Raw genomic sequence first — 23923 nt, 5'->3', positions numbered from 1 at the left:
GACATCGCCGAGGTGATCCGGATCTCGAACTCCACCGCCTATGGTCTCTCTTCCGGCATCTGCACGAACCGCTACGATTACATCCAGCGTTTCGTCGCCGATCTGGAGGTCGGCACGGTCAATCTCTGGGAGGTGCCGGGCTACCGGATCGAGATGTCCCCCTTCGGCGGCATCAAGGATTCCGGCCTCGGCTACAAGGAGGGTGTCGTCGAGGCCATGAAATCCTTCACAAACGTCAAGACGTGGTCGATGCCCTGGACCGCGTAAAACAAGAAAAGCCAACGCAGGCGGAGCGATCCGCCTGCGTTTTCGTCTGTCAGGGGAAGAAAACGTCGCAAGAGCGTTCAAACCAACCGAAAAACAGGGGATGAGAATATGAAGAACTGGCTTGCTTCCTGCGTCGTCGGGGCTATCGCGCTCGCGCTTCCCGGCATGGCTCACGCACAGAAGACCAAGGTGACCGTCTACACGGCCCTTGAGAACGATCAGCTCGCGCCCTTCAAGGCCTCGATCGAGAAGGCCGTGCCCGAGGTGGAGGTCGTCTGGGTCCGTGACTCCACCGGCGTCATCACCGCCCGATTCCTGGCCGAGAAGGACAATCCCCGCGCCGACATGGTGATGGGCCTGGCCGCCTCGAGCCTGCTGATGTTCGAGAAGGCGAACCTGCTCGAAACCTACAAGCCCGCCGGAGCCGATGCGCTGAAACCCGTGTTCCGCGACGGCAAGGAGCCTTACACCTGGACCGGCATGGACGCCTATCTCGGCGTCGTCTGCTACAATACGGCCGAGGCCAAGGGCGTGCCGGTCCCGAGTTCCTGGAAGGACCTGCTCAACCCGGCCTTCAAGGGCAAGATCGTGATGCCGCACCCGGCTTCGTCGGGCACCGGCTATCTGATGGTCGCCGGCTGGCTGCAGAGCATGGGCGAGGCCGAGGGCTGGAAGTTCATGGACGGGCTGCACGAGAATATCGGCGCCTACCTGCATTCCGGCTCGGCGCCCTGCGTCCAGGCGGCGCGCGGCGAGCGCACGATCGGTCTGGCGCTCGACATGCGCGGCGCTTCCGAGAAGAGCAAGGGCGCGCCGATCGAGGTCGTGATCCCGAAGGAGGGCGTGGGCTGGGAGATGGAAGCCAGCGCCGTCGTCAAGGGCTCGAAGAACCTCGCTCTTGCCAAGAAGATCGCCGACTGGTCGACGACGAAGGACGCCAACGAGCTCTATTCGAAGACCTACGCGATCGTCGCCGCGCCGGGCGTCGGCACCAAGCCGGCCAACTATCCCGCCAATGCCGAAGCCGGCATGATCAAGAACGATCTCGGCTGGATGGCCGATAACCGCGACCGCGTGCTCGCCGAATGGTCGAAGCGCTACGAGTCCAAGGCGGCGCCGAAGAACTGAGCCTTTGCCATGCCGCCGGCCGCTGGGCGGCCGGCGGCATGGTCTGTGCAAGACGTCTAGAGAAGTCCCGCCATTGTCCGCGGGACGGATCTCTGCCCGTTCAGATGAAGGCCGGCCCGATGTCCACCACCACGACCCCGTTCCTCTCGGTCCGCAATCTCGCCAAGAATTTCGGCGCGTTCCGGGCGCTTCACGATATCGATCTCGATATCCATCGCGGCGAATTCGTCTGCTTCCTCGGCCCGTCCGGCTGCGGCAAGACCACCTTGCTCCGGGCGGTCGCCGGTCTCGACCTGCAGGATAGCGGCACCATCCATATGGGCGGGCGCGACGTCTCGCATGCCAGCCCGTCCGAGCGCGATTTCGGTATCGTTTTCCAGTCCTATGCGCTCTTTCCCAATCTCACCGTCGCCGACAATGTCGGCTACGGGCTGGTCAACCGGCGCCGTTCCCGCGACGAGATCGCCAAGCGCGTCAATGAACTCCTGACGCTTGTCGGCCTGCCGGAGCAGGGCAGGAAATATCCGGTCCAGCTCTCGGGCGGCCAGCAGCAGCGCGTGGCGCTGGCGCGTGCGCTCGCGACCTCGCCGGAACTGCTGCTGCTCGACGAGCCGCTTTCGGCGCTCGACGCCAAGGTCCGGGAGCGCCTGCGCGGCGAGATGCGCTCGCTGCAGCAGCGGCTGGGCGTGACCACGATCATGGTGACGCATGACCAGGAGGAGGCGCTCGCCATGGCCGACCGCATCGTCGTGATGCGGGATGGCGCCGTCGAGCAGGTCGGCTCGCCCGAGGAGATCTACCGTCGCCCGGCGACGCCCTTCGTCGCCGATTTCGTCGGGCACATGACTTTCATGGACGCGATCGTGACCGGGCCGGGCAAGGTCCGCGTCGACGAGCTCGACCTCGTCGTCGCCAATGCCGCGCCCTTCGCCGCGGGCACGCCGGTGCGTCTGGCGATGCGGCCGGAGGAGGTCCGCACCCGCGGCATCGGCGCGGAGACGCCGAACCGCTTCGAGGCGACGATCGGGGATCTCGCCTTCCTCGGCTCCTATTGCCGGGCGCATCTTGAACCGACCGGCTCGCGCGCGACCCGGATCGCCGCCGACTTCTCGTCCAATGCGATGCGCGATCTCGGGATCGTGCCTGGGCAGGTGCGCACCGTCGCCTTTCCGCCCGAGGCGCTGCACGTCTTCGCCGGGGAGGGACGATGAGCGATCTCGTACAGCCCCTGCCGATGACCGATACCCCCGTGAAAGTCGCACCGCTGCGGATCAGCGAGCGCCATGTCGCCGGAGCGCTCATTCTGGCCCTCTGCGCCGTGCTGGTCTTGATCATCGCCCTGCCGCTCTGGGCGCTGCTCTCCAAGAGCCTGGAGAACACGGACGGCAAGTTCGTCGGCCTCGCCAATTTCGTCAGCTATGCGACGACGCCCTCGCTGTTCTATTCGCTGCTGAACAGCCTGCTCGTTGCCGGCGTGACGACGGCGATCGTGGTGCCGCTCGCCTTCCTTTACGCCTATGCTTTGCGCCGCAGCTGCATCCCGGCCAAGGGCGCCTTCTACGCCGCCGCGATGGTCCCGGTCTTCGCGCCTTCGCTGCTGTCGGGCCTCGCGCTGATCTATCTCTTCGGCAATCAGGGCATCCTGAAATCCTGGATGATGGGCGCCTCGCTCTACGGCCCCGTCGGCATCATTGCGGCCGAGGTGCTCTACTGCTTCCCGCATGCGATGCTGATCCTCGTCACGGCGCTGGCGCTCTCCGACGGGCGTTTGCGCGAGGCGGCGGATGCGATGGGCACCTCGCGCTGGCGCATCTTCCACACGATCACCCTGCCGGGCGCGCGCTATGGCGTGATCAGCGCAACCTTCGTCGTCTTCACGCTGGTCATCACCGATTTCGGCATTCCCAAGGTGATCGGCGGGCAGTTCAGCGTGCTGGCGACCGACGCCTACCGGCAGGTGGTCGGTCAGCAGAATTTCCCGATGGGCGCGGTCGTCGGCATCATCCTGCTGGTTCCGGCGGTTCTCGCCTTCTTCGTCGACCGCGTCGTGCAGCGGCGCCAGAGCGCCATGCTCTCGGCCCGTGCCGTGCCTTATGTCCCCAAGCCGGAGCGGCGCCGCGACCTCGGGTTGCTCGGCTTCGTCAGCCTGGTCGCGCTCGCCATCGTCGGCCCCTATGCGATCGCCTTCTGGGGTTCCTTCGTCAAATACTGGCCGTACAACCTGTCGCTGACGCTGGGCAATTACGACTTCTCGGCCGTCGAGCCCGATGGCTGGGGTCCGTATCGCAACTCGCTGCTGCTGGCTTCGCTGACCGCGGTGATCGGCACGTCGCTGATCTTCACCGGCGCCTATCTGATCGAGAAGGTGAAGCTGTTCCCGCGCCTGCGCGCCTTCGCCCAGTTCCTGGCGATGCTGCCGATGGCGGTGCCCGGCCTCGTGCTCGGCCTCGGCTATGTCTTCTTCTACAATGCCGGCTGGAACCCGCTCGGCTTTCTCTACGGGACGCTGGCGATCCTGGTGATCAACACCGTCGCGCATTTCTACACAGTCGGGCACATCACGGCGCTGACCAGCCTGAAGCAGCTCGACGGTGAGTTCGAGTCGGTCTCGGCCTCGCTCAAGGTGCCGTTCTGGTCGACCTTCCGTCGCGTGACCGCGCCGATCTGCCTGCCGGCGATCCTCGACATCGCGGTCTATGTCTTCGTCAACGCGCTGACGACGGTCTCGGCGGTGATCTTCCTCTACGGGGCGGACACCAAGCTCGCCTCGATCGCGATCGTCCATATGGACGAGGCGGGCGCGATGGCCTCCGCCGCGGGCATGGCGAGCGTCATCATGGCCACCGCCATCGCCGTGAAGCTTGCCCATGTCGGTCTCGACAATCTGGTCTTCGGCCGCCTGCAGCAATGGCGCCAGCGTTAGGATATCGACTGTGCGTCTTGGAGTGATCGCCGACATCCATGGCAACCAGCCCGCGCTCGAAGCGGTACTGGCGAAGCTCGACGCGCTCGCGCCGGATCGCATCGTCAATCTCGGCGATTGCGCCTCAAGCCCGCTCTGGCCGGTCGAGACCGTCGCGCTGCTGCGGTCACGCGTGATGAGCCATGTCCGGGGCAATCACGACCGGGCGATGGGCGCGGCCTCGCCCGACGAACTCGGCAGCTCGGACAGCTACGCCTGGCAGGCGCTTGATCCCGAAGCGCGTGCCTGGCTCGCAGGCCTGCCGGTCGAGATCACGGTGGAAGGTGCGCTGTGCTTCCATGCCTGCCCTGGCAACGACTCGACCTATCTGATGGAAGAGATCCAGAACGGCTATCTCGTGCCGTCGCCGATCCCGACGATCGAGCAGCGTCTCGCCGGGCGGGCGGCGCCGTTGATGCTCTGCGGGCACAGCCATCAGACGCGTGCGGCGCGGTTGAGCTCGGGCGCGGTGGTCCTCAATCCCGGTAGTGTCGGTAATCCGGCCTATCGCGATACGAAACCGGCCCATGTCTCCGAGAGCGGCATGCCCCATGCCCGCTTCGCCATCGTTACGCTCGGCGGGGAGATCGGGATCGAGCATCATCTCGTCGCCTATGATTGGGAGCGCTCGGCCCGGCGTGCCGAAGATAACGGGCGCGCCGACTGGGCCCATGCCTTGCGGACGGGAAGGGCGCTGCCCTAGCGCTGTCATCCACGCAGGGATCGCGCCAGCGCGAAGAAGGCCTGGATGATCTTGCTGTTGCGGCGCTCGTGCAGGCAGATCAGCTTCTCGTGCATCAGGAGCGGCGGCCCGCCGAGCGGGATGCGGACGAGCCGCGGATCGTCCTCGCCGAACTCGGCAGCGGAGACGAAACCGATGCCGCCACCGGCTGCCACGATGGCGCGCACCGCCTCGCGGCCTTCCGCTTCGACGGCGTAACTTAGCGCAACACCCTGTTCCGCCGCCCGCTGCTCCAGCAATTGCCGCGTGCGTGAGCCACGCTCGCGCATGACCAGCGGCCATGTCGCCAGCTCCTGCAATGAAAGCGCTGGACGCGCTGCCGCGGGATGGCCCTTCGCCGCGAAGGCGATGATCGGTGAGACGTTGAGCGGCAGCACTTCGAAGGGCCGCTCGTCGGCAAGTTCGCCGAGCACGCCGATCTCGGCATCGTAGCCGATCAACGTCTCGACGATGCTCCCGGTATTGCCCTGCGCGATCGAGACCTGGATGCCGGGATGGCGCTCGCGGAAGGCGGTGAGCACGTCGAGCACATGATGCACGGAATCGGCGACGATCCGGAGCGCGCCGGTGCGCAATGAGCGCTCCTCCTGCAGGAGTTCCAGTGCCTCGCCCTCGGCGCCGAACAGGCGATGCGTCACGGAGAGGAGTCTCTGGCCGGCCGGCGTCAGGACGATCTGGCGGTGGCGGCGGCTGAACAGCGCGACGTCGTATTCCTCTTCCAGCTTGCGGACCTGATCGGAGATCGCCGGCTGTGTGAGGTTGAGCGCCAGCGCCGCCTTCGAGAAGCCGCCGGATAGCGCGACCTGATGAAAGGCGCGGAGCTGGACATGACGCATGGTGGACGAAGCCTCGAAAATCGACGCGCGACGATATCGCTGAAATTTATACCTGGATATGAAATAACGATTTTTCAGATTGATATGGCGCAAGCATTCTGAGCCTCGACAGCGCTCCACCGGCGCGAACCGAGGTCTTGCCATGCGCGCCGAAACCGCTGCCATCGTCCATACCGAAGGCGAATCCAATACCTCCGCGGCGCGCAGCGACTGGTCGGCCGGGATCGGCGATGCGGGAACGCGCGAATTGCTCGCGCGCGACTCCGCCGCCTTCCTGCACCAGAGCCTGTCGAGTCCTTGCCTCACCGCCATCGCCAAGGCGGAGGGCATCTGGATCGAGGACACGATGGGGCGCCGCTACATGGATTTCCATGGCAACAGCGTCCACCATATCGGCTATGGTCACCCGCGCCTGAAAGAGGCGATCAAGGCGCAAATCGACGAGCTCTGCTTCGCGCCGCGCCGCTTCACCTGTGAGCCTGCGGTCGAACTGGCCGAGACCCTCGCGCAGATGGCGCCGGGCGACCTCGGCAAGGTGCTCTTCACCACCGGCGGCTCGGATGCGATCGAGGTCGCGCTCAGGCTCGCGCGTGCCGCCACCGGCCGCTTCAAGACCTTGTCCTTCTGGGATGCCTTCCATGGTGCCGGCTTCGGCGCCTCCAGCGTCGGCGGCGAGGCGACCTTCCGCTCCGGCATCGCCGGGCCGCTGCTGCCGGGCGCCGAGCATGTCGCACCCTGGGGCACGCGCAACTGCGCCTATGGCCATGACAATCTGGAGGATTCGGCGCGCGCCTGCGCCCGCATGATCTCCTATGTGCTGGCGCGGGAAGGGGATGTCGCGGCGGTCGTCGCCGAGCCGATGCGGGCGACGCCGTACCCGCCGGCACCCGGCTTCTGGAAGAGCGTGCGCGAGGCCTGCGACCGGCACGGCACGCTGCTGATCTTCGACGAGATTCCGACCGGACTCGGCAAGACCGGGCGCTTCTTCGCCCATGAGCATGACGATGTGCAGCCCGACATGGTCGTGCTCGGCAAGGCGCTAGGGGGCGGCATCCTGCCGATCGCCGCCGTGGTGGCGCGGCGCGATCTCGATGTCGCCGGTGGCTACGCGATCGGCCACTACACCCATGAGAAGAATCCGGTCACGACCCGCGCGGCGTTGACCACGATCAACATCATCCGCGAAGAGGGGCTGACCGAACGCGCCGCCGAGCTCGGCGCCTATGCGATGGAGCGGCTGCGGAATTTCGGCGAAAGCTGCCCGGCCGTCGGCGACGTCCGGGGGCGCGGCCTGCTCTTCGGGGTCGAGCTCGTCTCGGATCGCGACGCCTGGACGCCGGACAATGCGCTCGCCGAACGGGTCTATTACCGCTGCCTGGAAGCGGGCCTCAGCTTCAAGATCAGCCAGGGCAATGTGTTGACCCTGTCGCCGCCGATGGTGATCGCGCGGGCCGATCTCGAACGCGCGCTCGGCATCGTCGAGCAGGCGATCCTGGCGGGCTGAGGAGGCGGTGATGAAGGCTGTCCGCACCGACCGCGAACTGGAATGCCCGGAAATCGACGCAGGGCTTCGCGCCCGCGGCGTCGAACTGGTTACGCTCCCGGACGGGATTTCGGAGGAGGCGCTGATCCGGGAGGTGGCGGACGCCGATCTCCTGCTGATGTGCTACACGCCGGTCACCGCACGGGTGATCGCGGCGGCTCCCAAACTCAAGGGCATCGTCAAATACGGCGTCGGCATCGATGCGATCGACATCCCCGCCGCGATCGCGCGTGGGATTCCGGTCGTCAACGTGCCCGAATATGCCGAGGAGACGGTCGCGGAGGGCGCCTTCGCCCTGATGATCGCGCTGGCCAAGCGCCTGCCGGAGATCGGCGGTGCCATGGAGCGCGAAGGTTGGATTTGGCCGGCTGCGCGCTGGCTCGGCCGCGACATCGCCGGGGCGACGCTGGGCTTGGTCGGTACCGGCAAGATCGGCCGCAGCATGGCGCGGATGGCGGGGCAGGGGTTCCGGGCGCGCGTTCTCGGCTACGATCCGCATGTCGACGCCGCGACCATGGCGGCGGCCGGGATCGAGAAGGTCGACGACCTCCACGCGATGCTCCGGCAATGCGATCTGGTCTCGCTCCACAGCGTCCTGAACGATACGACCCGTCACATCATCGGCCGGGCCGAACTCGCCTGCCTCAAGCCCGGAGCCATCCTCGTCAATGTCTCGCGCGGCGCGCTGATCGATGAGGCGGCACTGGTCGAGGCGGTTCTGGCCGAGCGGCTCGGCGGTGTCGGGCTCGACGTCTACAGCCAGGAGCCGCTCGCCCGGCAGGGCCATCCGCTCAGCCCCCTGTTCGACCGTGACGACGTCATCCTGTTCCCGCACCTGACCTTCTTCACGGCCGAGGCGATGCGGCGGCTTTCGGACGACACGCTGGCCCGCTGCTTCGAAATCCTCGACGGCAGGCCGGTCCAAATCCGCTCCTACGATCCGCGTCTGCGCGCGCAAACGCGGAACGTCGCTTTCGCTTGAGCGGACCCAGGCGAGGATCAGGGCGCTGCTCACCTCATGCGGTCGAGCGCCGCCGCGAGGCTCGCGCTGACCGGAACGGTGGTGCCGGCGAGGTCGATAGACCAGCTCCGGGCATCGAGCCAGCCCTGGTCGATCGGCTGATCGCTCGAGGCCCATCCCAGCGCGACGATGCCGTCGAGGCTAGCGCCGAAACCAGCCGATGTGATCTCGCCGACCGGCTTGCCATCGGCCAGGATCGCTTCGCCGCCCCAGGCCATCTGCCCGTCCGGGCGCGGCCCGACGAGAGCGATCAGCCGTTTCGTCCGCGGCGCGGCCTTGGCGGCAACCAGCGCCTCGCGGCCGAGGAACTCGCCCTTGCCGAGCTTCACCGCAAAACCGAGCCCGGCCTCGTAGGGATTGACGTCCGGGGTCAATTCACGACCCCAGGCGCGGAAACCCTTTTCGATGCGCAGCGAGTCCACGGCGTAATAGCCGGCATCGACGAGGCCGAGATCGGCCCCGGCCTCGTGCAGCGCGTCATAGATCGCGGCCGTGAACTCGACAGGGGCATAGAGCTCGAACCCGTCGCCGAGATAGGAGCGACGGCAGGCCCAGGTCGTGGCATAGCCGATCGTGATCTTGCGGATCGCGTTGGCCGGGAAATCGGCGAGATCGAAGGAGGTTGGCGAGAGGCGGGCCAGAAGCTCGGGGACCTTCGGCCCGGCGAGCGAGAGCACGGCATAGGCCGCGGTCACATCCGTCAGCGTCACGCCTTCAGGGAGCTGCCGCCTGATCCAATGCGCGTCGCGCGTCGCCTGCGCCGTACCCGTCAGCAGGAGATAGCTGTCGGGCGCGATGCGGGCGGCGGTGAGATCGCTCTCGAACGTGCCACGGGCGTTGAGCAGCGCTGTGTAGACGGAGGTGCCGACCGCCACCGCGACATCATTGGCGGCGAGGCGCTGCAAGGCGGCCTCGGCCTGTGGCCCCTGCAGCAGGAATTTGGCGAAGCTCGACATGTCGACGAGCCCTGCCGCCTCGCGGCAGGCGCGATGCTCGGCCGCCACGGTCTCGAACCAGTTCTGCGGCCCGAAGGAATAGCCGATCGAGCGCTCCGCCTCGGTGCGGGCGAAATAATTGGCGCGCTCCCAGCCCATTTTCGAGCCGAAGACGGCGCCCTTGGCGGCAAGGCGGTCATAGAGCGGCGAGCGCCGGAAGGGGCGGGCGGTGTCGAGCTCGCGGTTAGGCCAGGGCATGGCGTAATGCAGCCCGAGCGTCTCCTTGATGCGGTCCTTCAGCCAGGCCGGGTTGTTGTTGAAATCGGCGAAACGGCGGATATCGACCGGCCAGAGATCGCTCGTCGCCTCGCCCTCGACGATCCATTCGGCCAGCGCCCTTCCAGCGCCGCCGGCCGACGCGATGCCCATCGAGTTGAAGCCGGCACCGACATAGACGCCGGCCACCTCTGGTGCCTCGCCGAGCAGGAAGTTGTTGTCCGGCGTGAAGCTCTCGGGGCCGTTGAGGAAGGTCTTGATCTCGGCCGTCTCCAGCGCCGGCACGCGCTCGAGCGCGTTTTCCATCAGGATGCCGAACTGGTCCCAGTCGTCGGGCAGGAGCTGGAACTCGAACGGGTGGGGGATGCCATCCATGCCCCAGGGCTTTGCATCCGGCTCGAAGCCACCCATGACGAGCCCGCCGACCTCCTCCTTGAAGTAGATATAGCCGTCGGGATCGCGCATCACCGGCAAGTCGGGCGAGACCCCCGCGATCTTGCCGGTGACGATGTACATGTGCTCGGCCGAATGCAGCGGCACCGAGACGCCGCACATCTGGCCGATGGTGCGCGACCACTGTCCGGCGCAGATGACCAGCACCTCGCATTCGACCCGGCCCTGATCGGTCTGGACCGCCTTGACCCGGCCCTTCTCGGTCTCGATGCCGGTGACGCGGATGCCCTCGCGGACGATCGCGCCGCCGCTGCGGGCGCCGCGCGCCAGCGCCTGCGTGATGTCGGAGGGGTTGGCCTTGCCGTCGCCGGGCAGCCAGACGCCGCCGACGAGATCGTCGGTGCGCATTACCGGCCATTTCTCGCCGGCTTCCTGCGGACTCAGCTCCTCGATCTCGACGCCCTGCGCGCGCGCTGCCGAGATCGTCCGGCGCAGCTGCGTCATGCGCTCCTCAGTGCGGGCGACCGAGACGGAGCCGCAGCGCTTCCAGCCGGTCGCGAGCCCGGTCTCGTTCTCCAGCGAGGCGTAAAGCTCCGTCGAATAGCGGATCAGGCGCGTCATGCTGGACTGGCTGCGGAGCTGTCCGACGAGGCCGGCGGCGTGCCATGTCGTGCCGGAGGAGAGCCGTCCCTGTTCCAGCAGCAGCACGTCGCGCCAGCCGAGTTTGGTCAGGTGATAAGCGACCGAGCAGCCGATGATGCCGCCGCCGATGATGACGACACGGGATTGGGTGGGAATGGACATGAGCGCCTCCGCGATGGAAGGCAGCTTAGCGACGCAATTTCATAAAACAACAAAAAACCACAAAAACAGGCAAATCATGCGACGTAGATTCTAACCCCTTGCTCTGCCAGTTTCGCGGCGAGCGGGGCGGGCGGAGCCTGATCGACCAGCAGCCCCGCGCAAGGCCTGTCGCCGCCGATGCGGCTGGGCAGCACGAGCCCGAACTTGCCGCTGTCCGCCATCAGGAAACCCTGCTCGGCCGCGTTCAGCAGGGCGGTGCGAGTGGCGGCGCCGGCGCGGGTATAGTCGGTCAGATGCCCGTTCGGATCGACGCCGCCGACGCTGACGAAGGCGAAGTCGGCGGAGAGCCGCGCGATCGCCCGCAGCGTCTCCGAGCCTGTGGTCGCATCCTCGTTGCGATCGAACTCGCCGCCGATCAGGAAGACGCGCGCCCCCACCAGCCGGCTGACGAGCCGGGCATTCTCCAGCGAGGTCGTATGCACGATCAGGCGCTTGCGGTCGGAGCGTGCGAGCGCCCGTGCCAAGGCCTCGGTCGTCGTGCCGGAATCGAGCAGGATGGTCATGCCGTCGCCGATCAGCGAGACTGCGAGATCGGCGATCTTCTCCTTGCCGGCGCGGTTCACGGTGCGGCGGCTGGCGAAGGAGGCTTCCGAGCGCTCGTTGCGGATCGCCCCGCCATGGACGATCGCGAGCAGGCTGCCCGCTGAAAGCGCCTTGAGATCGCGCCTGACGGTCTCGCGCGAGACGTCGAGCGCCTGCGCCAGCTCCTCCACCGTGACGGAGCCCGTCTCGTCGAGCTTCGCCAGAATGGCGTTGTGCCGTCGTGCTGCGATGTCGCGTGTCATGGCAGCGGAGCCAGCTAGGCCGTGGCCCCGATCCCGCCGATGCAGGTGTATTTCACGTCGAGATAGTCCTGCAGGCCGTATTTCGAGCCTTCCGAGCCGAGCCCGGATTCCTTGACGCCGCCGAAGGGCGCGACCTCGGTGGTCACCAGTCCCTCGTTTACGCCGACGATGCCGTATTGCAGCGCCTCCGAGACCCGGAAGGTGCGGCCGAGATCGCGGGTGTAGAAATAGCAGGCGAGCCCGTATTCGGTGTCGTTGGCGAGGCGCAGCGCCTCCTCCTCGGTCTCGAAGCGGAAGACCGGGGCGACCGGCCCGAAGATCTCCTCGCGCGCGAACTGCATGGCGCTGGTCGCGCCTGCGATAACGGTCGGCTCGTAGAAGCTCAGGCCCAGCTCCGAGCGCTTGCCGCCGGTTGCCACGGCGCCGCCCTTGGCCTTGGCGTCAGCCACCATCTCCTCGACCTTGGCGATCGCCTTGTCGTCGATCAGCGGTCCTTGCGTCACGCGGGTCTCAAGCCCGGAGCCGAGCTTGAGCTTCTTGACCGCCGCGGTCAGCTTCTCGACGAAGGCGTCGTAGATGCCGGCCTGCGCGTAGAAGCGGTTGGTGCAGACGCAGGTCTGACCGGAATTGCGGAATTTTGCAGCGATCGCGCCCTCGACCGCCCGGTCGAGATCGGCATCGTCGAAGACGAGGAAGGGTGCGTTACCGCCGAGCTCCATCGAGACCTTCTTCACCGTCTCGGCCGCCTGTTTCAGCAGCACCTTGCCGACCGGTGTCGAGCCGGTGAAGGTGATCTTGCGCACCAGCGGATTGCCGGTGAGCTCGCCGCCGACGGTGCGGGCATCACCCGTCACGACGTTGACGACGCCGGCCGGGATGCCGGCCTTCTCGGCGAGGATGCCCCAGGCCAGTGCCGAATAGGGCGTCTGCGAGGCTGGCTTGGCGACAACGGTGCAGCCGGCGGCCAGCGCCGGGCCGATCTTGCGGGCCAGCATCGAGGAGGGGAAGTTCCAGGGAGTGATCGCGCCGACGACGCCAAGCGGCTGCTTGGTCACGATGATGCGCCGATCAGCCCAGGGCGAGGGGATGACGTCGCCATAGACGCGCCTTGCCTCCTCGGCGAACCACAGCACATAGGCCGCGCTCATGCCGACCTCGCCCCTGGCCTCGGCCAGAGGCTTGCCCTGCTCGCGGGTCAGGAGTTCGGCCAGCGCATCCTGATGTTTCAGGATCTCGTCGGCGAGCTTGCGCAGCAGCACGGCGCGCTCCTGCGCGGTCTTGGCAGCCCAGGCCGGGAAGGCGGCATGCGCGGCTTCGATCGCGGCGCGCGTCTCCTCGACCCCGGCCGAAGGAACCGAGCCGAGCATCTTACCCGTCGCCGGATCGGTCACGTCGATTGTTCCACCTGACGCCTTGTCCAGCCAGCGCCCGCCGACGAAGATCGCGTCGCGCTTGAAATCGCTCCACTGGGACATGATTCAGCCTTTCAGAAATCCGGGGAGTCGCTGCCTCGTGCCATCATGGCGCCCAATGGCGACAAGGCGGTGCGAGGATAGCGTCATGCATCCGTTCTACTGTGCGGCCGTCGCCATGTGAACACGCAGCGGCTCGAAGCCCGCTGCGATAAGGGCGCGGTGGTCCATGCCGCTGCGGCGGCCGTGCACTGCACCCCAAGCGTCGGAGGCCATTTACGCCGCGCCTGCAATGGATAGGCTCGCCACGATTCCCGCCGCTTTCCACCTGCGCCGGGTCGTTGCTCGAGAAAGGTGTTCCGATGACCGAAAGCCCCCGCCCGTCCGCCACCGAGCGCCTCGACCAGGCGCTCGGCCGGATTCGCGATCCCAAGCTCGAAGGCGGGAAGGTCTTCACAACGCTCTATGAAGCCTCCGCACGGCGCGAGGCCGAGGCGTCCGATGCCCGGATCGCGGCCGGAAAGCCGTTGGGGCCGCTGGACGGCCGGATCGTCTCGATCAAGGACCTGTTCGACGTCGCCGGTGAGACGACGCGCGCCGGCGCAGCCGTCCTGCGCCGACAGCCGCCGGCCGCGGCCGATGCGCCGATCGTCCAGCGTCTGCGCGCTGCCGGCGCCGTCATCGTCGGCAAGACGCAGATGACCGAATTCGCCTTTTCGGCGCTCGGCACCAACGCCCATGACCCGGTCGCAGGCAATCCGCATGATCGCAGCCGCGCGCCTGGCGGCTCGTCCTCGGGCGCCGTCGTCTCGGTGGTGGACGGCATGGCCGAGATCGCGATCGGCAGCGATACCGGCGGCTCGATCCGCATCCCCGCGGCCCTGACCGGCGCGGTCGGCTTCAAGCCGACCTCCGGCCGCGTTCCGACGACCGGCGCCTTCTCCCTTTCGAGCACGCTCGACACGGTCGGCCCGATCGCCCGATCCGTCATCGATTGCGCCATGACCGATGCCGTTCTTGCCGGGGAGACGCCGTCGGTACTGGCGCCACGGCCGCAGGCCCGCTTCGTGGTCGCGCGTGGGCGCCTGTTCGATGTGATGGAGGCCGAGGTCACCGAGGCGTTCGAAGCGGGTCTGGACCGGTTGCGGCGCGCCGGCCTGAGCGTCGAGGACGGTTCGCTCGATCCGAGCCTCGATGCCCTGGCCGCGCTCGACAAGATCGGTGGCTTCCCGTCGATAGAGCTCGGCGCGACCCTGCGTGATCTCGGCGTCGACGGCCTCGACGAGGTCGACCCCAAGACCCGCGTGCGCATCGAGGCCGGCGCGGGAATTCTGGGTGTCGATTATGTGCGCATGCAGCGCCGGCGCGCGGCGGCTGTCGCGGCTTTCGCGGCGGCGATGACCGACGATACCGTCTACCTCGTGCCGACGACCCCGATCCGGGCGCCGCTCCTTGCCTCGGTCGCCGACGATGCCGGCTTCCACCATGCCAACGGCCTGGTCCTGCGCAATCCCCGCGTCGGCAATCTGCTCGATACCCCCTCGCTCTCGCTGCCTCTGCCGGTTCCGGCGGGCGCTCTTCCGGTCGGGATGATGCTGATCGGCCGGCGCGGCGCGGACCGCCCGCTGCTGGCAATGGCTGCAAGTGCCGAGGCCGCGCTCGCCCGCGTGTGAGCGGGATCGGTCCGTTCGCGCTCGCCTGGAGGCGTGGCGGTTTAGCCGTACCTGCGCCCGTTGGCGAAGGGGCCGACGCGCCAGCCGAGCTTGTCCTCGATGCGCCGGGCCGCAGCCTTCACTGCTTCGACGAAATTCGCATGCTCCTCGTTGACGCGGAATTCGGGCAGGACGATCGAGACGGTGATCGGGCAAGCGCCGGCCTCGTCCAGCACCGGCGCCGCGATGCAGGCGACCGCGTAGTCGGACTCGCCGGCCTGAATCGACACGCCCGCCGCGAGCGCGTCGCGCGCCTGTGCGAGCAGGGTGGCGGGATCGGTGACGGCGCGCCCGGTCGGCGACGCCTTGGCGCTTCTGCGGAAGAGCGCGGCCCGCTCGGCCTCATCGAGCCCGGCGACCAGCAGGCGGCCGGACGCGGTCCAGTTCAGCGGCACGCGCGTGCCGACGCGCGAGGTGATGACGAAATGGCCGGGACCCTCGGCCATCGCCTCGACCACCATCATGCCGCCGTCGCGGCCGCAGATCTGCACGGTCTCGCCGACCTCGCGTGCCAGCACATGCATCTCATGCGTCGCGACATTGATGACCTGGAGGTCACGGGCATAGGCGAGGCCGTAATGATAGAGCCGGGGACCGAGCCAGACGCCGCCATCGCCGGAGCGCGCCAGCAGGCTCTTGTCGAGCAGATCCTCGACGATGGCATAGACGGTCGAAAGCGGCGCGCCGATCGCGCGGGCGACCTCATAGGCCGTCTGGGCCCGGCCCTCCTGCTGGAGGTGGTCGAGGATCTGCACGGCGCGGTCGATGCCGCTGACGCGCGAGCGTCGCTGCGGCGCGCGCTCCGGCTCGTCTCCGCTGGCTTCCGTCGTCGTGGCTTTGGTCATGTCCGGGCTTTCATCCCTGCCGCGTATCGACTCAAACGGCGGTGACCCGCAGTGGTTTCCGTCGGGGCCGCGAACCTCTCCGCTTTGCCGCCCGTTTCGTCAACGCCGGTCGCTATAGCATCGGCCCGAAAAGTGGCATCCGGTTTTCGGGAAAAGCCGATGCAAGATCAAAGAGCTAGAGTATCGGACTGAATACGATATTCAGTCCGATACTCTAGTCCGGCCATTTCGCCAGCGAGGCGGCGCGCCGGTTGCGGCGCTCGATCAGCGGGCTTGCGATGATCGTGTTGCTGCGCCGCGCGGTCTCCAGTTCGGTGACGATGCGCGCGGCGACGATCTCTTCCTCATCCGGATGCAGGTTGCAGGGATCGAGGAAGAAATGGCCGTGCTCGACCTCGTGATCCCTGACGATGACCGGCGGCGTGCCGCGCGCCAGCGCGTCGGCGAGGTCCCAGGCGGTGATATGCGCCTGCTCGGGATCGACGGAGAGCTTCATCCGGTCGAGCGGATTGTTGGTCGGATCGGGCTCGATGACGGCCGTCACGCCGGGCCGCTCGGTGAAACGGGAAAGCCAGAGGTCGAGCGCGCGCTGCTCGCGCGCCCTGATGCCGGCATGGTCGCGCTTCTCCCAGGCTTCGAGCGCGGCCATCGTGCCGAGCACGCTTTCCTTGCCGACCTTCATGCCGCGGCCGATGCCGCCATTCTGGATGAAGGCGGCACGGACCAGCGCCTTGCGCCCGGCGACGATGCCGCCGGTCGGCCCGCCCAGGAACTTGTGCGAGGAGTAGAGCACGATGTCGGCGCCGGCCTCGAGGAAGCCGCGCAGGTCGTATTCGGAGGCCGCATCGACGATGACCGGCACGCCGCGCTCGTGGCAGATCGCTGCGAACTCGTCGAGCGGCAGCAGCCCGTACTGCACGGTATGGTGCGAGACGACGTAGAGCGCGGCCGCCGTGTGTTCCGAGATCGCGCCGGCGAGCTGGTAGGCGCGGGCGCTGGTGGCCTGCCCGACGACGATCGGCGTCGCGCCCGCAAGCCGGATCGCCTGTTCGACCGGCGCGCCATAGCCGACCATATGCCCCATCATGATCACGACCTCGTCCTGGAGGCCGCTGGCATCCGGCAGTTGCTCGACGGCGTAGAGGTCGTCGCCCGTCATCGCACCGGCGATCGCCAGCGTGATCCCGGCCGAGCAGGAGGCGGTGACGAAGCCGGCCTCGCTGCCGCAGAGCCGCGCGATGACGGCGCTGGCCTTGCGCTGGAGATCGTCGATCTCGACGAATTGCGGCAGGATCGCTGTCATCGCCGCGACCGCTTCCGGCACGACGATCGAGGCGCCGAGCGCAGTCATCGTACCCGAGACATTGATGACGGGGCGCAGGCCGAGGGAAGGGCGGATATCGGGGGCAGTCATCGGTTTCTCCTGAAAGGCGGGCGGGGCTGCTGCCCCGGTTAGAGCATCGGCTCGATGCTCTAGGACACGGCGACGATCGCCTCGATCTCGACGGTGATCTGGCGTGGCAGCGAGCCGAAGCCGACAGCCGAGCGGGCGTGCCGGCCGGCTTCACCGAAGACGGCGACGAAGAGGTCGGAACAGCCGTTGATGACGGCCGGGTGATCGCCGAAATCCGGCTCGGCATTGACCATGCCGAGCAGCTTGACGATACGCCGGACGCGGCCGAGGTCGCCGAGCGCACCATGCAGCACGGCGAGCAGGTTGAGGCCGGTCAGCCGGGCATGGTCATAGGCCTGGGCGACGCTGACATCGCGGCCGACCTTGCCGGTATGGAGCCGGCCGTCCTCATGCGTCGGTCCCTGGCCGGAGAGGTAGATCAGGTCGCCTTCGCGGATATGGGTCGCGAAATTGCCGATCGGCTGCGGCAGCGCGGGAAGCATGAGGCCGAGCTCCGCCAGTCGCCGGTAAGGCGCGCTGTCGGGCAGGGTGGACAGGGCGGCGCTCATGGTTTCCTCACGCCGGGTTGGGGCGGAAGCCGGCGAAGCGCGACAGGAAGGACCGCAACCGCTCATGCGGCTGTTCGCCGAAAACCTGCGCGGGCGGCGCGTCGATGACGATCCGGCCCTGGTCGGTGAAGACGACGCGGTCCGCCACCTCCTGCGCGAAGGCCATCTCATGGGTGACGAGGATCATGGTGCGGCCCTCGGAGGCGAGCTCCTGCACCACGGCCAGCACCTCGCCGACGAGTTCCGGATCGAGCGCGGAGGTGATCTCGTCGAGCAACAGCACCTTCGGCTCCATCGCCACGGCCCGCGCGATGCCGACGCGTTGCTGCTGGCCGCCTGACATCTGCGCCGGCAAGGCATCGACCTTCGCGGCAAGTCCGACGCGGGCGAGCCATTTCTCGGCGGTGGCGCGTGCCTCGGCCTTGGGGCGGCCGCGCGATTTCATCAGGCCCAGCATGATGTTCTGCGCGGCGGTGAGATGCGGAAACAGGTTGAACTGCTGGAACACCATGGCCGCATCGACGCGGATCGCGGCAAGCTCCCGGTCGTTGCGGCGCTTGCGGCCCCCAGTGCCATCGCGATAGCCGACCTCGGTGCCATCGATCCGGATCGAGCCGCCGTCATACTCCTCAAGGAAGTTGATGCAGCGCAGCAGCGTGGTCTTGCCGCTGCCGGAGGGGCCGATGATCGCGACGACCTCGCCCTTGCCGACGGAGAGGTCGACCCCCTTCAGCACCTGGTTGGCGCCGAAGGACTTGGTCAGGCCCTCGATCGCGATGACCGGTTGCGCGGCGGAGGGACGGGCATCCGTCTCGGCCATGGATGCCTCCTTTCAGACGAAGCGCTTCTCGAGCCGGCGGCTGAGCGCCGAGAGCGGGAAGTTGATGGCGAAATACATCAGCGCGCCGATGAGATAGAGCGGCAGCGCCACATGGGTGCGCCCGATCACCTGCTGCAGCGACAGCATCAGGTCGACGATCCCGAGCAGCGAGACTAGCGAGGAGCCCTTCACGGTGTCGACGACGCTGTTGACGAAGGGCGGCAGGAAACGGCGCACGGCCTGCGGCGCCAGCACATGCGCGAAGCGGTCGAACATCGTGAGGCCGATCGCCTTGGCGGCCTCGGTCTGGCCGGCCGGGATCGACTGGAACGAGCCGCGCGTGATCTCGATGATCTGCGCCGATTTGAATGCGGTCAGCGCAACGATCGCGGCGAGCAGGCTCGGCAGGTTCACCTTGATCGCCGGCAGGCCGTAATAGACGAAATAGAGCAGCACGAGGATCGGCACGCCGCGCACGAAATCGGCATAGAGCCGGATCGGCGCACGCGCCCAGAGCGGCCCGAAGGCGAGCACGCAGCCGAGCGGCAAGCCGACGATCAGCGAGAGCACGATCACGCAGGCCGAGACCAAGAGGGTCGTCAGCAGGCCGTCGACGAGGAAGGGCAGGGTCTGGATCAGCGTCGCCATGCCGTCACCGCGCGATCGCGTAGCGCCGCTCGGCGAGCCGAAGCAGCAGCAGGATGGCATAGCTGGTGATCAGGTAGATCGGCGTCGCCACGAGATAGACCTCGACGGTGCGGAAGGTCTGGGTCTCGATCCAGCGCATACCATAGGCGAGCTCGGGCACGGCGATGGCCGAGGCGATCGAGGTGTCCTTGAACAGCGAGACATAGGTGTTGGAGAGCGAGGGCAGGGCGATGCGCATCGCCGTCGGCAGGCGAACATGCCAGAGCACCTTCATCGGTGTCAGCCCGATCGCCTTGCCGGCCTCGATCAGCCCGCGCGGCACGGCTTCCAGTCCGGCCCGCATCACCTCGACCAGATAGGCGCCGGAATAGATCGACAGCGTCGCGACGAAGGAGGTGACCGCGTCATATTGCAGGTCGATGGCGCTGGGGATGCCGTAGAAGACGAGATAGACCAGCAGCAGCAGCGGCACGTTGCGGACGAATTCGACATAGGCCGCGATCAGCGGGCGCGCCCATTTCGGGCCGTCCAGGCTGATCAGCGCCAGCACGAGGCCGATTGCCATGCCGATCGCGATGCTCGCGGCGGCGAGTTCGAGGCTGAGCCAGAGCCCCTCGAACAGCTTGCCGGCATAGCGCCAGACGATCGCGAAGTTGAAGTGATAGTTCGCCATGGTCCCGCGATCAGCCGGGCGACAGGGACGGAAGGGCGCCGGGCGCCCTTCCGCTTGCGAAGCGTGGAACGGTCAGAACCGGGGCAGGCCGGGCTGGCGCTGCGGCGGCTCGGCGCCGAAATAATCCTTCACCGCCGCGTCGTAGAGCTCGTTCTGGTGGCCGAAGATCGCGATGTCGAAGGTGGTGTTGACGAACCGCACCCAGTCCGGGTCGCCCTGTTTCATGCCCGCGCCGTAGAGCATCGTGTTCCAGGACTTGCCGGCATCGGCGTATTTGTCGGGATGGCGCTTGGCGAGCCACCAGACGGTGGAGAGATCGACCGCCGCGGCGTCCGCCCGCTTGGAGTCGAGCGCCAGGATGACGTTGGCCTGGCTGTCGAGCTGCATCACCGTCGATTGCGGCAGCACCTTCTTCACCGAAGCCTCGGCATCGACGTTCTGCAGGATCGAGACGCGGGCCGAGGAGCCGGCTTTGAGCAGCGCGTCGAAGCTCTTCTTGTCGCTGTCCGGCCGGGTCAGGAGCGCGATGCCCTCGACATAATAGGGGCGCGAGAAAGCGATCAACTGGGCGCGGGCCGGCGACATCGTCATGAACTGGATGACGATGTCGACCTTGCCTGTATTGATGTTGGGGATGCGCTGGGCCGCGTCCTGCCGGACGAACTCGACCTTGCTGGCGTCGTCGAACAGCCCCTTGGCCAGGATGCGGCCCATGGTGATGTCCATGCCGACGAGCTGGCCCTTCTCGTCCTCGAAATGCCAGGGCGCATTGGTGGAGCCCGTGCCGACGATCAGCTTGCCGCGATCCAGCACCGTGCGCAGCAGGCTGTTGGGCGCCGATTGCGCCGCGGCCTCGCGGGCGGTGCTCGCAGCCGCAGCCAGCGCGAGGCCGCCGACCAGTCCACCCTTCAGCAGAAGCCTTTTGCCTTCATCCGTCTCGCTCATCGGCGGTTCCCCTCTTTGCAAGAATAATCCATAATTAGAGAATATATCTTGTAATTAAGGATGCTAGAGAGTCTTTCGCCCGGAAGTCAAGCGCCCGGCCGGCGGGCGTCCGCGCCGGGGCGGCGCAGGGCCGCGCCGCAGCATCGTGCCTGCAACTTCAGCGGGCTGCGCCGGAGTTTCGCGAGCCACGGAAGGCATTGACAAGCTCGCACACGAAATCATTCTTTCCCTTCGGCCGTTCGAGCCGCCAAAAACAGGGAGGGGTATTCGATGGTGCCGGTCTCTCGCCGTACCGTGCTCGCCGCCGGTGCAACCCTGCCTCTCCTGAGCCTGCGGACCCATGCCCAGGCCGCGGGCAAGGTGCTCCGCTTCGGCCTGTCGAGCTTTCCGCCGAGCCTCCAGCCCTGGCTTCACACCGGCACGGCGGCGCTCACGGTCAAGCTCCTGATCTTCCGGGGGCTGACCGGCTTCGACGAGAAGGGCGAGGTCAGGCCTGAGCTCGCCGAGTCCTGGGCGCGCGAGGGCGAGACGACCTGGGTCTTCAAGCTGCGCCAGGCGACCTTCCAGAACGGCAAGCCGGTCACCGCCGAAGACGTGAAATGGACGCTGGAGCAGGTCGCCGCACCCAATTCGACCGCCTTCATGAAGGCCGAGTTCGGCGGCGTCGAGCGCATCGAGACGCCCGATGCCAGCACCGTCCGGATCGTCATGAAGCAGCCGACCGTGACGCTGCCGATCTGGCTCGCCAGCCCGCATATGCCGATCATCGCCAAGGATTCGATCGAGGGGCGTGCCGGGCTCGGCGTCGGCGCCGGTCCGTTCATGATCAAGGCGCAGGAGCGCGGCGCCTCGATCGAGGTCGCGAAATTCGACAAATACTACAAGCCGGGCCTGCCGAAGCTCGATGGCATCAGGCTCGTCGCCTATGCCGACGAGAACCTGCGTGTCGCAGCCCTCCAGGCCGGCGATGTCGACCTGATCGAATACGTGCCCTGGCAATCCATGGGCACGATCGAGAACGATTCGCGCCTGCGGCTGGTCGCGGTGGACGGACCCTTCATGGGGCTGAATTTCAACGGCGGTGCCGGGCCGTTCAAGGATGTCCGTCTGCGCCAGGCGGTGGCGCACGCCATCCGCCGCGAGGACATCGTGCAGGCGGCCTTCTTCGGTCGCGGCAGCAAGCTGCAAGGCATCCCGATCGCATCGAGCAGCCCCTATTTCGACAAGGGCCGCTCCGAGTTCTGGCACTACGATCCGGCCAAGGCCAAGAAGCTGTTGGCCGAGGCCGGCGTGCCGAACGGCTTCACCTGTACGCTGCTCTCGACCGCCCAGTACGGCATGCACAAATCGACCGCCGAGGTCGTGCAGGCCAATTTGGCCGAAATCGGCATTCAGGTGACGTTGAACCTGCCGGACTGGGCGGCCCGCGTCGATCTCGCCGGCAAGGGCCGCTACGATTTCATGGTGCAGGGCACGACCGCGGACAATAACGACCCCGACGGCCTTGCCCCGCTGATCGACGGCGACCTGCCGCCCAATATGGCCCGAAGCTGGCAGATTCCCACGCCCGAGATCCATGCGCTCTTCGCCAAGGGCCGCGCCGAGTTCGATCCGGCCAAGCGCAAGGCGATCTATGCCGAGCTGGAGAAGCTCGCTCTGGAGCAGGCGCCGCTCGTCGGCCTCGCCTGGCGCTCGCAGGGCTATGCCATGGTGACGGGCCTCAGCGGCTTCAAATGCTATCCGGGCGGCACGAACTTCTTCTCGGCCTATTCACTGGACGAGGCGGCGCTCGCCTGAGCGCCCGCTTCACCTCGCCCGTGTCGTCCGCTCCAGCCGCGCGAACCTCTCCAGCCGGAAGGGCTTGGGATCGATCAGCGGTGTGCGGCCGCTGACCAGGTCGGCGATCAGGCGGCCGGCGCCGGGGCCGATGCCGAAACCATGGCCCGAGAAGCCCGTCGCAAGGAAAAAGCCGGGCAGGCGTGGCACCTCACCGATGATCGGCACGGCATCGGGCGTCGCATCGATCAAGCCGCCCCAGCTCTCCTTGACCTTGAGGCCGGCAAAACCCGGGAAGGCGGCGATCAGGTTGCGTCGCGCTTCCTGCAAAATACCCTCGGACGGCTTGGGATCGAGGATGCGGTTGCGCTCGAACGGCGTTTCCTGATCGAGCGACCAGCTTTTCGGCGTGCGGGCCTCCTCCAGGAAGCGCTCGCCGAGCCGCAGCCGCAATTCATGGCGCTGCCTGGCCAGGGACGGCAGGAAATCGAACAGCAGCCGGAAGCTGTCCGGCACGATCTCGGCGACGCTCGCCCCGCGATGGGCGATCGTGTAGCCGCCGTCCTGCCGTTTGCGGAAGGCGAAGTCGGAAGCACCGACGGCATGGGTCGGCGGGCCGTCGAGCGGCTCGGTCCGGAACACCGAACCCAGAATCTTGAGCGCCGGCAGGTCTATGCCGAGATTGTCGAGGAAGAGTCGCGACCAGGCACCGCCTGCCAGCACGGCACGCTGGCAGGCGATCCGCCCGCGCTCGGTGACGACGCCGCTGACGCGTCCCCCGGCCGTCTCGATGCCGCGCACGGCGCAGCGCGTCAGCACGGTGCCGCCATGGCGGCGCAGCGCCCGCGCCATCGCCGGAACGGCCTTCTGCGGCTCGGCCCGGGCATCGCTCGGGGTGAACATCGCCCCGGCATAGGCGCGTTTCCCCCCGGGCAGGACGGCGTCGATCTCGCGCTTGCTCAGGAGCCGGGAGTCGAGCTGATAGGTCCTCGCGTGCTCGAGCCAGGCTTCCTGCTCGGCGAACTTCGCTGCCGTGTCGGCGACATAGACGATGCCGGAGCGGGTGAAGCCGGTATCGCCGCCGACGAGCCGGTCCATATCCTCCCAGAGCCGCATGCTTTCGAGCCCGAGCGGGATCTCGCCGGGATCGCGCCCCATGACGCGCACCCAGCCCCAGTTGCGCCCGGACTGCTCATGGCCGACCTCGCCCTTCTCGCAGACGGTGACCGAGATGCCCTCGCGCGCCAGGAAGAGCGCCGTGGTGATGCCGATAATGCCGCCACCGATGACGACGACATCGCTGGCGGCGGGAAGGGATGCGTCCGGCTCGATGGTCTCGATGGTGATGCCCATCACGAAGGCTCCGGCGGTGGCGGGA

At 67.3% G+C, this 23923-nt stretch carries 21 protein-coding genes; 9 read left to right on the top strand and 12 right to left on the bottom strand.

All coding sequences use genetic code 11. The annotated features are described in order from the left end of the window. The 5 genes from ASE61_RS15410 to ASE61_RS15390 form a co-directional block, all read left to right on the top strand. A partial coding sequence (locus ASE61_RS15410) for an aldehyde dehydrogenase family protein (RefSeq protein ID WP_156407038.1) occupies positions 1-267 on the top strand: 267 nt, incomplete at its 5' end. Between the two features lie 108 nt (positions 268-375). Next, entirely contained in the window at positions 376-1395 is a 1020-nt protein-coding gene (locus ASE61_RS15405; protein WP_061968259.1) for a putative 2-aminoethylphosphonate ABC transporter substrate-binding protein, read from the top strand. 119 nt (positions 1396-1514) lie between these two features. Then, entirely contained in the window at positions 1515-2606 is a 1092-nt protein-coding gene (locus tag ASE61_RS15400) for a putative 2-aminoethylphosphonate ABC transporter ATP-binding protein (protein ID WP_082617457.1), read from the top strand. Continuing rightward, positions 2603-4318: a putative 2-aminoethylphosphonate ABC transporter permease subunit gene (locus ASE61_RS15395; RefSeq protein WP_061968256.1), complete on the top strand. Its 1716-nt coding sequence runs from the start codon at positions 2603-2605 to the stop codon at positions 4316-4318. The genes ASE61_RS15400 and ASE61_RS15395 overlap by 4 nt, the downstream gene beginning before the upstream one ends. 10 nt (positions 4319-4328) lie before the next feature. Next, entirely contained in the window at positions 4329-5060 is a 732-nt protein-coding gene (locus ASE61_RS15390; protein WP_082617440.1) for a metallophosphoesterase family protein, read from the top strand. Positions 5061-5065: 5 nt separating this feature from the next. On the opposite strand, the gene ASE61_RS15385 is transcribed toward ASE61_RS15390, so the two are convergent. Further along, positions 5066-5935: a LysR substrate-binding domain-containing protein gene (locus tag ASE61_RS15385; RefSeq protein ID WP_061968253.1), complete on the bottom strand. Its 870-nt coding sequence runs from the start codon at positions 5933-5935 to the stop codon at positions 5066-5068. 142 nt (positions 5936-6077) lie between these two features. Here ASE61_RS15385 and ASE61_RS15380 point away from each other — a divergent pair, with 142 nt between their 5' ends. Both ASE61_RS15380 and ASE61_RS15375 read left to right on the top strand, forming a co-directional pair. Then, entirely contained in the window at positions 6078-7439 is a 1362-nt protein-coding gene (locus ASE61_RS15380) for an aspartate aminotransferase family protein (RefSeq protein WP_061968251.1), read from the top strand. Positions 7440-7449: 10 nt separating this feature from the next. Continuing rightward, complete coding sequence (locus tag ASE61_RS15375) at positions 7450-8460, top strand: 2-hydroxyacid dehydrogenase (RefSeq protein WP_061968249.1); 1011 nt, start codon at positions 7450-7452, stop codon at positions 8458-8460. A 29-nt stretch (positions 8461-8489) separates the two neighbouring features. Here the strand turns inward: ASE61_RS15375 and ASE61_RS15370 are convergent, their stop codons facing one another. The 3 genes from ASE61_RS15370 to ASE61_RS15360 all read right to left on the bottom strand — a co-directional run bounded on the left by ASE61_RS15370 (position 8490) and on the right by ASE61_RS15360 (position 13227). Further along, positions 8490-10907, bottom strand: a complete 2418-nt coding sequence (locus ASE61_RS15370) for a GcvT family protein (RefSeq protein ID WP_061968248.1) — start codon at positions 10905-10907, stop codon at positions 8490-8492. Between the two features lie 74 nt (positions 10908-10981). Then, positions 10982-11752, bottom strand: a complete 771-nt coding sequence (locus tag ASE61_RS15365; protein ID WP_061968246.1) for a DeoR/GlpR family DNA-binding transcription regulator — start codon at positions 11750-11752, stop codon at positions 10982-10984. Positions 11753-11766: 14 nt separating this feature from the next. Then, positions 11767-13227, bottom strand: coding sequence for an NAD-dependent succinate-semialdehyde dehydrogenase (locus ASE61_RS15360; RefSeq protein WP_082617439.1), 1461 nt, complete (start codon positions 13225-13227; stop codon positions 11767-11769). Between the two features lie 299 nt (positions 13228-13526). Here ASE61_RS15360 and ASE61_RS15355 point away from each other — a divergent pair, with 299 nt between their 5' ends. Continuing rightward, positions 13527-14837, top strand: coding sequence for an amidase family protein (locus ASE61_RS15355; RefSeq protein ID WP_061968243.1), 1311 nt, complete (start codon positions 13527-13529; stop codon positions 14835-14837). A gap of 41 nt (positions 14838-14878) precedes the next feature. On the opposite strand, the gene ASE61_RS15350 is transcribed toward ASE61_RS15355, so the two are convergent. From ASE61_RS15350 to ASE61_RS15320, 7 genes are all read right to left on the bottom strand, one after another. Then, entirely contained in the window at positions 14879-15721 is an 843-nt protein-coding gene (locus tag ASE61_RS15350) for an IclR family transcriptional regulator (RefSeq protein WP_061968241.1), read from the bottom strand. Positions 15722-15935: 214 nt separating this feature from the next. Beyond that, positions 15936-17135: an aminotransferase class V-fold PLP-dependent enzyme gene (locus ASE61_RS15345; protein WP_061968239.1), complete on the bottom strand. Its 1200-nt coding sequence runs from the start codon at positions 17133-17135 to the stop codon at positions 15936-15938. Positions 17136-17194: 59 nt separating this feature from the next. Continuing rightward, complete coding sequence (locus tag ASE61_RS15340; RefSeq protein WP_061968237.1) at positions 17195-17683, bottom strand: RidA family protein; 489 nt, start codon at positions 17681-17683, stop codon at positions 17195-17197. 7 nt (positions 17684-17690) lie between these two features. Further along, a complete protein-coding gene (locus ASE61_RS15335) occupies positions 17691-18503 on the bottom strand; it encodes an amino acid ABC transporter ATP-binding protein (RefSeq protein ID WP_061968236.1) in 813 nt (270 codons plus the stop codon). 12 nt (positions 18504-18515) lie between these two features. Continuing rightward, the gene (locus ASE61_RS15330; protein WP_061968234.1) at positions 18516-19151 is read right to left on the bottom strand and encodes an amino acid ABC transporter permease; all 636 of its coding nucleotides are present in this window, start codon (positions 19149-19151) and stop codon (positions 18516-18518) included. A 4-nt stretch (positions 19152-19155) separates the two neighbouring features. Beyond that, the gene (locus ASE61_RS15325; protein ID WP_061968233.1) at positions 19156-19824 is read right to left on the bottom strand and encodes an amino acid ABC transporter permease; all 669 of its coding nucleotides are present in this window, start codon (positions 19822-19824) and stop codon (positions 19156-19158) included. Between the two features lie 72 nt (positions 19825-19896). Next, entirely contained in the window at positions 19897-20769 is an 873-nt protein-coding gene (locus tag ASE61_RS15320) for a transporter substrate-binding domain-containing protein (RefSeq protein ID WP_061968231.1), read from the bottom strand. Positions 20770-21039: 270 nt separating this feature from the next. Between ASE61_RS15320 and ASE61_RS15315 the strand changes: the two genes are divergently transcribed. Then, entirely contained in the window at positions 21040-22566 is a 1527-nt protein-coding gene (locus ASE61_RS15315) for an ABC transporter substrate-binding protein (RefSeq protein WP_061968229.1), read from the top strand. A 9-nt stretch (positions 22567-22575) separates the two neighbouring features. On the opposite strand, the gene ASE61_RS15310 is transcribed toward ASE61_RS15315, so the two are convergent. Next, positions 22576-23901: an NAD(P)/FAD-dependent oxidoreductase gene (locus tag ASE61_RS15310; protein ID WP_413813539.1), complete on the bottom strand. Its 1326-nt coding sequence runs from the start codon at positions 23899-23901 to the stop codon at positions 22576-22578. Positions 23902-23923: the final 22 nt, after the last annotated feature.

Origin of the sequence: Allobosea sp. Root670, assembly GCF_001429415.1 — a bacterium.
In the GTDB taxonomy this organism is placed as follows: domain Bacteria; phylum Pseudomonadota; class Alphaproteobacteria; order Rhizobiales; family Beijerinckiaceae; genus Allobosea; species Allobosea robiniae.
The sequence above is the reverse complement of the archived record's forward strand: the minus strand, read 5'-3'. Positions and strand labels throughout refer to the sequence as shown.

What these genes read in the sequence shown, in the direction of transcription:
- ASE61_RS15405 (WP_061968259.1), top strand. Translation starts at nt 376, where the DNA reads ATGAAGAACTGGCTTGCTTCCTGCGTCGTCGGGGCTATCGCGCTCGCG.
- ASE61_RS15400 (WP_082617457.1), top strand. Translation starts at nt 1,515, where the DNA reads ATGTCCACCACCACGACCCCGTTCCTCTCGGTCCGCAATCTCGCCAAG.
- ASE61_RS15395 (WP_061968256.1), top strand. Translation starts at nt 2,603, where the DNA reads ATGAGCGATCTCGTACAGCCCCTGCCGATGACCGATACCCCCGTGAAA.
- ASE61_RS15385 (WP_061968253.1), bottom strand. Translation starts at nt 5,935, where the DNA reads ATGCGTCATGTCCAGCTCCGCGCCTTTCATCAGGTCGCGCTATCCGGC.
- ASE61_RS15380 (WP_061968251.1), top strand. Translation starts at nt 6,078, where the DNA reads ATGCGCGCCGAAACCGCTGCCATCGTCCATACCGAAGGCGAATCCAAT.
- ASE61_RS15375 (WP_061968249.1), top strand. Translation starts at nt 7,450, where the DNA reads ATGAAGGCTGTCCGCACCGACCGCGAACTGGAATGCCCGGAAATCGAC.
- ASE61_RS15370 (WP_061968248.1), bottom strand. Translation starts at nt 10,907, where the DNA reads ATGTCCATTCCCACCCAATCCCGTGTCGTCATCATCGGCGGCGGCATC.
- ASE61_RS15365 (WP_061968246.1), bottom strand. Translation starts at nt 11,752, where the DNA reads ATGACACGCGACATCGCAGCACGACGGCACAACGCCATTCTGGCGAAG.
- ASE61_RS15360 (WP_082617439.1), bottom strand. Translation starts at nt 13,227, where the DNA reads ATGTCCCAGTGGAGCGATTTCAAGCGCGACGCGATCTTCGTCGGCGGG.
- ASE61_RS15355 (WP_061968243.1), top strand. Translation starts at nt 13,527, where the DNA reads ATGACCGAAAGCCCCCGCCCGTCCGCCACCGAGCGCCTCGACCAGGCG.
- ASE61_RS15350 (WP_061968241.1), bottom strand. Translation starts at nt 15,721, where the DNA reads ATGACCAAAGCCACGACGACGGAAGCCAGCGGAGACGAGCCGGAGCGC.
- ASE61_RS15345 (WP_061968239.1), bottom strand. Translation starts at nt 17,135, where the DNA reads ATGACTGCCCCCGATATCCGCCCTTCCCTCGGCCTGCGCCCCGTCATC.
- ASE61_RS15340 (WP_061968237.1), bottom strand. Translation starts at nt 17,683, where the DNA reads ATGAGCGCCGCCCTGTCCACCCTGCCCGACAGCGCGCCTTACCGGCGA.
- ASE61_RS15335 (WP_061968236.1), bottom strand. Translation starts at nt 18,503, where the DNA reads ATGGCCGAGACGGATGCCCGTCCCTCCGCCGCGCAACCGGTCATCGCG.
- ASE61_RS15330 (WP_061968234.1), bottom strand. Translation starts at nt 19,151, where the DNA reads ATGGCGACGCTGATCCAGACCCTGCCCTTCCTCGTCGACGGCCTGCTG.
- ASE61_RS15325 (WP_061968233.1), bottom strand. Translation starts at nt 19,824, where the DNA reads ATGGCGAACTATCACTTCAACTTCGCGATCGTCTGGCGCTATGCCGGC.
- ASE61_RS15320 (WP_061968231.1), bottom strand. Translation starts at nt 20,769, where the DNA reads ATGAGCGAGACGGATGAAGGCAAAAGGCTTCTGCTGAAGGGTGGACTG.
- ASE61_RS15315 (WP_061968229.1), top strand. Translation starts at nt 21,040, where the DNA reads ATGGTGCCGGTCTCTCGCCGTACCGTGCTCGCCGCCGGTGCAACCCTG.